Below are 11673 nucleotides of genomic sequence, written 5' to 3'. Positions count from 1 at the left end.
GCGACGTTCGACAACGGATTAGCCGGCTCTCCAGAATCGCGCCACTGGTGCGGCGTGCTGCCGAGCGGGCCATTCGGAACACCAAGCCACACAGGCTGACAAGCCTTGTTGACCGTTGGAATGCGCTGTCGCTGGCAACGCAGTTCCTGCTCGCGGGCGGTCTATTTTCCCTGTCAGCCATGGTGGTGGTCGGGATTTCCGTCACGAATCATATAGAAACCGTGGTCACGCAGAATTCGGCTTCCGCAACGGCTCTTTACGTGGACAGCGTCATCGCGCCGCTGCTTCCGGATATGCGCAAGAGCGAAGTGCTCGACGAGAGCGTCGCCCACGCGCTCGATGAAACGCTGGGACAAGGGGCACTCGGCACAAGGCTCGAATCCTTCAAGCTCTGGCGTCGCGACGGAACCATCCTGTATTCGACCGACAAGACATTGATCGGCAAGCGCTTTGAACCCAGCGACAATCTCCGGGCGGCATTCGCAGGCCAAATGGTCTCGGAGTTCGACAAGCTGGACGATTCGGACAGCGAGGCCGAAAGGGCCAGCGGCTTGCATCTTCTCGAGATCTACAATCCGGTGCTGCAGCCATGGTCGGGGGAAGTGGTGGCCGTTTCAGAATTCTACGAGGTCGCCACTGATTTTGAAAGAAACCTGCATCAGGCACTCATTCGAACCTGGCTGGACGTTGCCGCCGTCACAGCGGCCTTCTTTCTCGGGCTGTCGGCAATCGTGTTCCGTGGCAGCCGCATGATCAGTTCGCAGAGCCGCTCGTTGAAGCAGCGCATTGCCGAGCTTTCCGATCTGCTTGCGCAAAACAGACTGTTGAGGCTGCGGGTGCAGCGTGCCTCGCAGCGTGCCACCGCACTTAACGAACGCTATCTCAGGCGCATCGGTGCGGACTTGCACGATGGCCCGGCGCAATTGGTTGCTCTCGCGGCGCTGGGGATCGACAGCCCCGTCATTGCCGATCCCGCTACGTCGCAATCGAAGCGTGCACAGGAATTGCTGGCCATCAAAGCACATCTGGACGATGCCATGCGCGAGATCAGGAGCATCAGCAAGGGCCTTGTCCTGCCGCATATCGAGCATGCCGAACTGGGTGAAATTCTCCAGCTTGCCGTACGGGCGCACGAAGAACGAACCGGCGTCAAAGTGATGCTATCGATGACCGGCGGCCATGCGCCATTGTCGCCGGCGGCCAAGATCTGCATCTTCCGCTTCGTCCAGGAGGCGCTGAACAATGGATTCCGTCATGCCGGAGGTGAAGGTCAGTCGGTCGAGAAACATTTCGACGGCGAGCGCGTTTGTATCGAAGTGGCCGACGCCGGCGCCGGCTTTGACCCGCAAATCGTGCGTCCCGAGAGGCTGGGACTCGTAGGGCTGCGCGAGCGTGTGGAAAGCCTCGGGGGCCAGTTTACCGTGACTTCCTCACAGAGTGGCACAGTCGTAAGAATGGCCCTCAACATCGTTGAAATGGGGCAGACATGACAGTAGCCATCAAGCTCGCCATCGTCGACGACCACCCGCTGTTCAGGGAAGGCGTTGTGCGCACGCTCGATCAGATCGGCGGGTTCGAGATCGTCGGTGAAGGAAGCAGCAGAGACGATGCCCTGCGGATAATCGAAGACCAGCGGCCCGACATTCTGCTGATGGACATATCGGTTCCTGGAGGTGGCCTTGGCGTGATCGGACCGGCCCTTGAGCGGCATCCGGCACTGAAAATTGTGATGCTGACCGTTTCGGAAGAAAACCAGCACGTGATGACCGCGTTGCAGAGCGGGGCAAGGGGCTATGTTCTGAAGGGGGTCGGGTCGAGGACGTTGGCTGCGATCCTGCGCACGGTAGCGTCGGGCGAACGATATGTCTGTCCACAATTGTCGGCGCGCCTGTTGGCCGATCTCTCGGCTCAATCAAAAGAGCCGGCGAAAGCTGACGGACTTGCCGACCTCACCAGCCGCGAAAGGGAGATCCTGACGCTGGTTGCCGCGGGACTGAGCAACAAGCGGATCGGGCTTCGGCTGAACCTCCATGAAAAGACGATAAAGCACCACATGACGCGAATCCTGGCCAAGCTCAACGTCAGCAACAGGACCGAAGCTGCCATGACCTTGCGCGACGCGACTGAGCGCCGCCATCCGCCTGTTCGCGATCATGCTTGAGCCGAAATTGCCGCACTGCGCTGCCATGTGAACTGGCCCTCAGTTGATCATTCCAAGCAACCTGTCCCGATCGGAACGCGTCGCCAGGCGCCGAATGATGATGCGGCCCTCGGCATCCCGCATTTCATATTGGTCGCTGTCGATGCGTTCGCTGAGTCCGTTCGAATGCACCACGCCAATGCTCGGGCCGCTCACCTCGACCCGGTCTCCTGTGGATGCGTTGACAAAGAGTTTTGGCTTGCTATCGGGGTTTACCGCAGGGGCGGGATCAGGGAGATTGTCGTCCTGCGACTTTGCTTTGCCCTTGCCGGCACCAGCGTTCGAGTTCGAATTGCCGGAGTTTCCACCCGAATTGCCCGAATTGCCGTTCCCATTCCCGTTCCCGTTCCCGTTCCCGCCATTGCCGTTCCCGCCATCTTTGGCCCAGGCAGCCTGCGGGCCGAGCGGCTGCGATGATCCATCGAACACGACGCGATAGGGGCTTACGACGAGAATGAAGGTCAAGACGACTACAGAAATGCCGACACGACGTCCTCGTGAAGATCCGGTCCTTCGTTTCCGGGTCGTCATCAATGAACTTGCCAGTCGCATGTCGGAACTCCCCTTAATCATACGGCTCTGTCGTACTGCCTCCTGTTCGAATTCGTGTGATGCTTAAAACAATGGTTTGCGTCCGGAACGTCAAGGCCCACCAGTCCCACGATGGTAACTGGTGGGTCTCGCTAGCGCAGGAAGGGACTATTTACTGCGCAAGCCTTTTGCCTTCCCGTGGTTGCGTCTCTCCGCGATAGCGCCGAGTTCCCACTGTCAGCCAACAATAAATCCAATGGCCGCGACCCCGAAACACAGGCCAAATAACGGAAAAAGCAGCCAACGTGCCTGGTGAATGCTCGGGTCCATGGCGGCCTCCTATAACAGTCGGCATCGCAACGGGGCTCCTCGGAACTCAGTTCCTGAAACTCTCGCATTTCGGGCTTTTGCGATAGCAGCCTCGGACCAAAGTTTGGCTGTGCGGGTCCTTGGTCGATAGGCCTACAGACTGAAGTCCCTATGCCAGGAGCCACCCTGCATTCGGCGACCTTTGTGTCCAACTGGCAGCTGCGATCCACCGCCCCCTTCGAATGCTTTGCGTTTCTGGCTCTATGGCAGCAACGCCGTTGGTCTACTGCCGCATCGTTGAAACGCCACCAATACAGACCCATATGCGAATTGCGTCGGATGTCTCCTCCCATTGCGTCCGGCGCGTTCCCCTCTGGAGGTTATAGACCTTCACACTTGGCCGGGCTTAACAGTCCGGCCTTTTCTTTTGGCATTTTGCGCAATCCGCCTGATGGCCCTAATTTGCGAGACATCGGTAAAATCGATTTGCAAATGCATTCATGTGCTCATAACCTGTCACCATGAGCACGATTTCCAAAGTTGCCACGCGAGCGGGCGTGTCGCGCACGACCGTGTCGCATGTCATCAACCATGCGGACCGGGTATCGAAATCGCTGCGTGAGCGCGTACAAGCGGCGATCGACGAACTCGGCTACACCCCGAACCCGCAGGCGCAGAGCCTGCGCACCGGCCGTACCAACATTATCGCGATGCTGATCCCGGACATCCGCAACCCGTTCTATCCGGAGCTGGTGAAAACGGCGCAGTCGACGCTCGAAGTGGTCGGCCTCGACATGCTGATCTTCAACACCGACGTGCCGGGCGGACATTCACAGGATCACGGCCGCGAGTATTTGCGCCAGATCGGGCGCAAGCGGGTCGACGGCGTCATCGTTGCCGACTTCGCGCTGCACGGCATGCACAGCGAACTGCTCAGCCTCGATCTGCCCGCCGTCTTCATCGGCCATCTGCCGAACCATGCTGTCGACAGCGTCCAGCTGGACGATTTCGGCGGCGGCTATCTGATGGGCGAGTATCTGGCGAAGAGGGGCCATCGCCGCATCGCCCATGTCACCGGGCCATCCTTTTTCAAGGAGGCGATGGCGCGTGCCGCCGGTTTCGAAAAAGGGCTCGCCGACAATGGCGTGCCAATCTCCGCCGATCTGCGGTTCGAGGGAAGCTATCTTGCCCCGTCAGGGCGGGAAGCGGTCACCTGGCTCAGGGAGAAGCACGGCGGACACCTGCCGTCGGCGATGTTCTTCGCCAATTATCTGATGGCCTCCGGTGCGCTGACCGAATTCTACGACCATGGGATCAATATCCCTCAGGATATCGCCATCGCAGTCTTCGATGACCTGCCTCAACTGGAATATGTCAGGCCGAAGCTGACCTGTGTCGGCAACAGTCCGACAATGCTTGCCAAGCGCGCCACGGAAATGCTGCTCGAACGGCTGGGTGGCAAAGTCGAGGGCGCGCCGCGCACCGAAGTGATCCCATGCGCGTTGAGCCCATTCGACAGCGCGTGACGCAGATGCCGGCAAAGGGAACGGAGGTCCCTTCGCCAACGTTCGACCGAACAACATCCAAGGGAGGAATTGATGACTGACAAAACGACCCGCGACCGGCCATTGGCCAGCCTGAACCGCCGTCGGCTGATCCAGGGCGGCGCCACTTTCGCTGCCGCCGGCCTCACAGGCTTCCCGTTCATCAACAGGATGGCCGTGCGCGCTCAGGAAGCGCCGCTGAAATTCTGGCAGTTCTATGCGCCTGGGGGAGACGTGAAGCCGCAGGTCCAGTGGTTCGAGAAGCTGGTGGCCGACTGGAACGACGGCCACGACCAGAAGGTCGAGCTCGAATATGTCGTCAACAGCGAATACATCTCCGGTTCCAAGCTGGCAACGGCCTTCGCGTCGGGCGAGGGCCCTGACATCTTCCTCATCAGCCCCGGCGATTTCCTGCGTTATTACAATGGCGGCGTACTTGCCGACCTGACGCCGCATATCGAGGATGCCGCCAAGGCCGATTTCCCGGAAAGCGTCATCGCCAACCGCATGGTGGACGGCAAGATCTACGGTGTGCCGATGGAAGTCGAGCCGATGGCCTTCTACTATTCGGTCAAAGCGTTCGAGGATGCAAAGCTCAACGAGAACGACGTGCCGAAGACCTGGGACGAGCTGTTGGCGGTCGCCAAAAAGCTGACGACGCCCAGTCGCTACGGCGTGCTGTTCGAAACGACTCCCGGCTATTACCAGAACTTCACCTGGTATCCGTTCCTGTGGCAGGGCGGCGGCGAATTCCAGGGCAAGGACGGCAAGAGCGCCTTCGATTCGCCGGCCACCGTCCAGGCGCTGAAACTCTGGCAGGATGCCATCAATACCGGCGTGGCGCCGCGTCAGGTGGTCGGCGGCGGCTTCGACATAGTCGCCAATCTCGGGGCAGGGCTGTGCGCCATGCAGAACTGCGGCATCTGGGGTATTTCGGCGATGGACAACAACGCCAAGGACGTGCCCTACGGCATCTTCAAATTGCCGACACCGGCCAATGGCAAATACGTCACCGTCGGCGGTGGCTGGGCCTTTGTCGCCAATGCCGGAGGCAAGAACCCGGATGCTTCCGCCCAGTTCTGCGCCTGGGCGCTGGCCTCAATGGATCCGGCATCGATCGACCGGGTCGTCAACTGGTGCACTGTCGCCAAGAGCGACATGCCGCCGCGCAACAGCGCGCTGAAGGCCGGCGCCGATGTCTTCAGCACCGGCAAGTTCGGCACCTTCGCCAAGGAGATCCATCCGGGGACGCGCGCCGAGCCGCGGGTTCCGCCGGAGGCCTACAAGATCATCTCCGACGCCATCCAGTCGGCACAGCTTGGCGGGGTTGATGCCCAGCAGGCGGCGACGACGGCCAGTCAGCAACTCGATGCGTTCCTCGCTTCCTATTCCGGCGCGCCGATCCTTTAGGCCCTTTCCAGCATGGATCAGATGAAACCGCCAGCCGCGGGCGCGAATTCCGCCCGCGGCCTCACCGCCAAGCAAAGGGAGCGCTGCGCCGCATGGCTGTTCGTCCTGCCCGATGCGGTTGGCCTGCTGGTGTTCGTCGGCGTGCCGATGCTGCTGTCGCTCGCCGTCGGGTTCTTCGAGGTCAACGGCTTCGGCGGCTACAGGTTCGTCGGGTTCGGCAATTACAGGCGCATGTGGGGCGACCCGCTGTTCTGGTCGTCCGTGAAGGTGACGGTAGCTTATGCCGTCATGCTGGTGCCGGCGCTCTACGTCGCCGGACTGGGACTGGCGCTTCTGGTGCAGAAGACCAACCGCTTCAACGCGGTCATGCGCTCGATGTTCTTTGCGCCGCAGATGGTCAGCCTGGTCGTGGTGGCGCTCGTGTGGCAGCTCATGCTGGTCGAAAAGGTCGGCATCGTCAGCCGGCTGGCGCCGCGCGTCGGCCTCGGCGGAATTTCGCTGCTCGGCGATCCAAATCTGGCGCTGTTCACGCTGGTGCTGGTCAGCGTCTGGTTCCTGATGGGTTTCTACATGCTGATCTTCCTCGGCGGGCTCCAGGACATCCCGGCAGAGTACTACGAAGCCGCAAAGATCGACGGTGCCGGGCCGGTGACAAGCTTCTGGTACATTACTTTGCCCCTGCTCAAGCCGACCAGCTTCTTCGTCCTCCTGGTCTCGCTCGTCGCGGCTGTCGCCGGCGGCCAGGTCTTCGACCTGATCTATGTGATGACCAAAGGCGGTCCGGTCAATTCGACCTCGGTGCTGATCATCTACATCTACAAGCAGGCATTCCAGTTCGGCGCGTTCGGCTATGCATCGGCAATGGCATCGCTGCTGGTGCTGGCGCTGATGCTGGTCACGGTCTTCTTCTTCGTGCTGACGCGCGGCGGACGTTTCGAGCATGACTGACGGCCGAACTCCTTCCGGCCGTTCGCAGATACGAGCGGCGAGACTTGCCTGGATGCTGGCAACCGCCGCACTTGGCCTGATGACGGTATTCCCGCTTGTCTGGATGCTGGTCATCTCGCTCAAGCCGGCGAGCGACGTCTTCACGCCGAGCCTCATTCCGGAACGCCCGACGCTCGGCAATTTCCTCTATGTGCTGACCGAGGTGCCGTTCCTGCGCTATCTCTTCAATTCGTTCTTCGTGTCGGCGACGGTGACGGTCGCCGCGCTGTTCTTTCATTCGATGGCCGGCTATTCGCTCGCACGGCTGCGTTTTCCGGGCCGCGACACGCTGTTCCTCGCCATGTTCTCGACCTTTCTGGTGTCGCTGCCGGTAATCATCGTGCCGCTGTTCATCCTGACGCGGATGCTGCACATGCTGGACAGCTATGCCGGGCTGATCATTCCGGCGATCTTCAACGCGTTCGGCATCTTTCTGCTCAGGCAATACTACCTGTCGCTGCCCAGGGAACTGGAAGAAGCGGCGATCATGGATGGTGCCGGCTACTGGCGCATCTATTGGAGCATCATCCTGCCGCTCAGCCGGCCGATCCTGTCGGCACTGGCGATCCTGTTCTTCCTCGCCAACTGGAATGCTTTCCTGTGGCCGTTGACGATCACATCGGACCTCGATCTCTGGGTGGTGCAGGTAGCCATTGCGAACTTCAAGAGCCAGTACGCCGCCGCCTGGAACTACGTCATGGCCGCCTCGACCATCGTCGCCGTGCCGATGCTGGTTCTTTTCGTGATCTTCCAACGCCAGATCATGGAATCGATCAAGACAAGCGGCCTGAAATAACCGCTGAAGCAAGAGGAGAAACACATGGATAATGCCGGCTTGTCGCCGCTTCGCGGGCTCGCCAAATTGCGCGACGCCAAAACCCGCCGGTTCTCGAGCTACGACCGCACCGGCGGCAATGACGACCGGCTGCATGTTGAACCCGGCCAGACGGTGGTGATTGCCGAGCATGACGGTGCCGGCATTGTCACGCATATCTGGGCGACGCTCGCCTGCAAGAGTGAGGACTTCCTGCGCAAGATCGTGCTGCGCGCTTACTGGGATGGCGAGGAGTATCCGAGCATCGAAACGCCGATCGGTGATTTCTTCGGCATGGGGCATGCCCGCACCCGCAATTTTGCCAGCCTGCCGGTCCAGGCAAGCCCCGAGGATGGCAAGGCCTTCAACTGCTACTTTCCGATGCCGTTTGCCAGCCACATGCGCTTCACCGTCGCCAATGAAGCTGAGGACGACCTGCTTTTCTATTACTATGTCGATCTCGAACTGCATGAGGAACTCGAGGAAGGCCTGGGCCGCTTCCACGCCCAATACAGTCAGCAGCGACCTGACGGCATAGACGAGACGGGATTGGCCAACGAGCAGGTCCTGTTTGGCGGGGAAAACACCGACGGGAACGGCAACTACACCATCCTGGAGGCGGAAGGTCATGGCCACTATGTCGGCGTACTCTATTCCGTCTATTCGCGGCGGCGTTCCGCACTATGGGACTGGTATGGCGAGGGCGACGACATGATCTTCGTCGATGGCGAGCCGGGCATTTCCGTGCCGGATACAGTGCGCAAGCCCGATCCGCGCATCGGACCGAAGGCCGAACTGATCGACGATCGCGGCGAGACCGGCCCCGGCGCCAACGATGCCTGGCCGCCGACGCTGCACGGCACCGGCACGGAAGATTATTTCAATACGGCATGGTGCCCGACACAGGACTACAGCGCGCCCTATCACGGCATCATCGCCGCCGGCGGGCCGAACTGGACCGAGCCGGTTACGCTCTATCGCTGGCACATAGAGGACCCGGTCATCTTCCACAAACGCATCCGGGTGACCATCGAGCACGGTCACGCCAATCGCCGCTCGGACGACATTTCGTCGGTCGCCTTCTGGTATCAGGCCGAACCGCACAAACCGTTCGAAGCGCTTGTCGATGTCGAGGACCGCATCCCCACCTATCGCGCGCCTTATCACAATTGGAATGCCGCCTTCGACGAGAAGAGGCGTTAGGCCGGGATGCGTTCGAATTGAACCGTGCATCCCGCGCTATCTGTGTCGGGGCACGACCCTGCCGCAGCGTGCCGCCTCAGCTGCGAGGTGGAAGTTGCTGGACAGACCAGGTGTTGCCGTCGGGATCCTCAAAGAAGACAAATCTGCCCCAGGGAAAATCCTTGATATCGCTGACCTCGATACCTTGAGCGGCCAGGTACCGGTGAGCCTCATCGATATCGGGCACGACGAGTTGCAGGCCCCTTATGGATCCCGGGGGGCTGTCGACGAGGCCCTTGCCCATGGCAATCGAACAGGCCGAACCGGGCGGCGTCAATTGCACGAAACGTATCTCGTCGCTTACGGTGTGGTCGTGATCGAGATGAAAGCCGACCTTCCCAACATAAAAGGCAATTGCTCTATCGACGTCCGATACGGGGACCGGGACCAGCTCCAGCTTCCAATCCATGACAGCCCTTTCGCAGCTTGATCGCCAAGTGGTGCCGAACACCGTGGGCGCCATCCCGCCGTCTTCCCAATGCCATTGTCGGCGCGGGCCGCTCAGTCAGTCAAGAGATACCCGGGCTCGGGCAACGTGAGGACCGGTCTCATTGCTGAGACGGCGTTCGGAACCGATGAGCACAAGCTCAGTTCGGGGGAGGACAACCACCTTTCGGATCAGCAAGGACGACTTCAATGACGGGAACGCAGGGCGCCGAATACAACTGTGGGAAGGTTGAACGGGCGTGGTTGACGCGCGAAGGGGTTGCTTGGAAGCGACGCTCGCCGAAGCCGGCAAGATCCTCGGGCGGTGAAGCCGAAGCGCAATATGCCGCGAACGCCTACGATTCGGCCTGCCTTCTCCTTGCCGCGATCAAAGACGCCAGCACTGCATCCAAGGGATATCCGAGCCGGCGCGACGTTCTGGCGGCGGTGCGCGATATCCGTTTCAGGGGAATCGCCTATCGCGAGCCGGTGCGGTGGGATGAAAAGGGCGACAATCTGGCCGCTGTGACTGCACTCAACGGGGTGAAAACGGCCGCTTCAGATCGCCGAAATCCAGCAGATGCAGAGTGTCGAGCAGACCTGACGCCGACAGGCTCTCCGACCGAACCGGTTTCCGCCGCTTTGCCAGGACGATTTTCACAGGACCACGAAACAATAATCTCCGGTCGCCGTTTCGCCCGCAGAACCTTTCGAGGAGGCGACGATGAGCGCAACCGGCTTGGACGTTTTCGACAAAACGCTGCAAATAACAAACATCTGGCTTGACGAGATCATGGCGGATCTTGGTCCGGATCGACACGTCGCCTGGCATACATTGGGCGCCGTTCTGCGAACCCTTCGCGACAGGCTGCAGATCGGACTGGCGGCCAAATTGGGAGCGGAACTGCCGCTGCTCGTGCGCGGCGCCTACTATGATCGCTATCGGCCCGCCGACATGCCCGACAAGACACGCTCGCTCGAGAAATTCCTGCAACACATCGCCGATGAATTGAAATCGACCCGTCCTGTCGATCCCGAGGATGCGGCACGCTCTGTGCTGCGTGTGCTTGCACGGCATATCGACCTTGGCCAGTCGGCAAAGGTGCGGGATGCGCTGCCAAAGGAAATCCAGGTCCTCTGGCCTGAAAGCGTGGGCGTCAAATAGCGACGATCCTGCTCATGCGGACGCGCGACGGACCAACTGCCACGAAACGCTGAAAAGGGTAGGTATTGCGCCCGGTGTTGCCGAGATCAATGAGATCAGATGATCGGCAAGATGGTCGTAGTGGGCAGTTTCGGGGCCGATTGTCGTCAATGCCGGATGACTGAATTCGCCCTCGTCAATATTGCCGCAGCCGATGACTGCAATGTCGCCGGGCACGGAGAGGCCGGCCTCCTCGAATGCGTGCAGGGCGGTCACGGCGGCAAGATCGGATTCGACGAAAAGCGCGGTCGGCCGATCCGCGCGGGCGGCCAGCGCCGTAGCATTGGCAAACGCAGCCTTGCGCGCCTCTGCACCGCCGATCACCAGGTCGTCTCGCAGCGGAAGGCCGCGTGCTTGCAGGAAGCTGCGATAGGCGGCGAGACGGCTCCCGTCCACCGCTTGCTCATGCACCATATAGGCGATGCAGCGATGGCCGGCTCGGTAGAGGTAGTCGAGTGCCTCGAAAACGGCCCTGCCGGTATGCTGGCGCACAACCGAGAAGCCTGCCGGCTCGATGGTCGGATGGAAGATCACCGCTGGCCGGCCCGCGGCCGCCAGGCGCGCGGCCAAAAGCATCACCTCGGGCTCGGAGAGATGCTGCCAGTCGGCGATAATGCCGTCTGCCAGCCCGCTCTCGATTTCCCTCACGATCCGGTCGGTTCGTTCGAACGTGTCTCCCGCGGTGATAATTGTCGAAAATCCCCTCAGCGCCGCTCCAGATTGGATATCCTGCGCGATCCGGTCGCTGAACGGCACGCCGAGACGAGGCAGTACAAGGCAGATTCGCTCGGCCTGCTGGCGGCGCAGCTGCCGCGCGGTGCGGTTTTGCACATAGTTGAGCTCAGCGACGGCCTCGAGGATGCGCTGCCGCGCCTCCTTGCCGACGAACTTCAGGCGCGTGCTGTCGCCGCTGAGCAGGTACGACACGGCAGCGGTCGATACATTGGCGCGCCGGGCGACATCGGCCATGGTCGGCGCCTTTCTGCGATCGGAACTTCTCTCGTGC

The 11673-nt window shown here is 60.9% G+C and carries 12 protein-coding genes; 9 read left to right on the top strand and 3 right to left on the bottom strand.

All coding sequences use genetic code 11. From position 1 onward, the window contains the following. Positions 1–260 precede the first annotated feature (260 nt). The gene (locus NKJ81_RS00680; RefSeq protein ID WP_352539311.1) at positions 261–1490 is read left to right on the top strand and encodes a sensor histidine kinase; all 1230 of its coding nucleotides are present in this window, start codon (positions 261–263) and stop codon (positions 1488–1490) included. Continuing rightward, positions 1487–2161 carry a LuxR C-terminal-related transcriptional regulator gene (locus tag NKJ81_RS00675; RefSeq protein WP_352448141.1) on the top strand — a complete coding sequence of 225 codons (675 nt, stop codon included), beginning with the start codon at positions 1487–1489 and terminating at the stop codon, positions 2159–2161. The genes NKJ81_RS00680 and NKJ81_RS00675 overlap by 4 nt, the downstream gene beginning before the upstream one ends. Positions 2162–2200: 39 nt before the next feature. On the opposite strand, the gene NKJ81_RS00670 is transcribed toward NKJ81_RS00675, so the two are convergent. Further along, positions 2201–2752: a hypothetical protein gene (locus tag NKJ81_RS00670; protein ID WP_352539310.1), complete on the bottom strand. Its 552-nt coding sequence runs from the start codon at positions 2750–2752 to the stop codon at positions 2201–2203. An 809-nt stretch (positions 2753–3561) separates the two neighbouring features. Here NKJ81_RS00670 and NKJ81_RS00665 point away from each other — a divergent pair. The 5 genes from NKJ81_RS00665 (at position 3562) to NKJ81_RS00645 (ending at position 8998) form a co-directional block, all read left to right on the top strand. After that, on the top strand, positions 3562–4566 hold the full coding sequence (locus tag NKJ81_RS00665; RefSeq protein ID WP_352469815.1) for a LacI family DNA-binding transcriptional regulator: 1005 nt from the start codon (positions 3562–3564) through the stop codon (positions 4564–4566). A 72-nt stretch (positions 4567–4638) separates the two neighbouring features. Further along, positions 4639–5994, top strand: coding sequence for an ABC transporter substrate-binding protein (locus tag NKJ81_RS00660; RefSeq protein WP_352539309.1), 1356 nt, complete (start codon positions 4639–4641; stop codon positions 5992–5994). A gap of 21 nt (positions 5995–6015) precedes the next feature. Beyond that, complete coding sequence (locus tag NKJ81_RS00655) at positions 6016–6942, top strand: carbohydrate ABC transporter permease (RefSeq protein ID WP_352539308.1); 927 nt, start codon at positions 6016–6018, stop codon at positions 6940–6942. Next, complete coding sequence (locus NKJ81_RS00650) at positions 6935–7777, top strand: carbohydrate ABC transporter permease (RefSeq protein ID WP_352469604.1); 843 nt, start codon at positions 6935–6937, stop codon at positions 7775–7777. Before NKJ81_RS00655 ends, NKJ81_RS00650 begins: the two co-directional genes overlap by 8 nt. A gap of 24 nt (positions 7778–7801) precedes the next feature. Beyond that, a complete protein-coding gene (locus NKJ81_RS00645; protein ID WP_352539307.1) occupies positions 7802–8998 on the top strand; it encodes a glycoside hydrolase family 172 protein in 1197 nt (398 codons plus the stop codon). A gap of 76 nt (positions 8999–9074) precedes the next feature. Here NKJ81_RS00645 and NKJ81_RS00640 read toward each other — a convergent pair whose 3' ends face one another. Next, the gene (locus NKJ81_RS00640; RefSeq protein WP_352469607.1) at positions 9075–9500 is read right to left on the bottom strand and encodes a VOC family protein; all 426 of its coding nucleotides are present in this window, start codon (positions 9498–9500) and stop codon (positions 9075–9077) included. Between the two features lie 173 nt (positions 9501–9673). Here NKJ81_RS00640 and NKJ81_RS00635 point away from each other — a divergent pair, with 173 nt between their 5' ends. Then, positions 9674–10249 (top strand): type 1 periplasmic-binding domain-containing protein, encoded by a 576-nt coding sequence (locus NKJ81_RS00635; RefSeq protein WP_352539306.1) that lies wholly within the window; start codon positions 9674–9676, stop codon positions 10247–10249. Next, on the top strand, positions 10188–10628 hold the full coding sequence (locus tag NKJ81_RS00630) for a DUF2267 domain-containing protein (protein ID WP_352448133.1): 441 nt from the start codon (positions 10188–10190) through the stop codon (positions 10626–10628). Before NKJ81_RS00635 ends, NKJ81_RS00630 begins: the two co-directional genes overlap by 62 nt. Positions 10629–10640: 12 nt before the next feature. Here NKJ81_RS00630 and NKJ81_RS00625 read toward each other — a convergent pair whose 3' ends face one another. Further along, positions 10641–11636 (bottom strand): LacI family DNA-binding transcriptional regulator, encoded by a 996-nt coding sequence (locus NKJ81_RS00625; protein WP_352539305.1) that lies wholly within the window; start codon positions 11634–11636, stop codon positions 10641–10643. Positions 11637–11673 lie beyond the last annotated feature (37 nt).

It is taken from the genome of Mesorhizobium sp. M0018, from assembly GCF_040323955.1.
In the GTDB taxonomy this organism is placed as follows: domain Bacteria; phylum Pseudomonadota; class Alphaproteobacteria; order Rhizobiales; family Rhizobiaceae; genus Mesorhizobium.
Note: the sequence above shows the minus strand (reverse complement) of the source record. Positions and strands in the feature narration are given on the sequence as shown.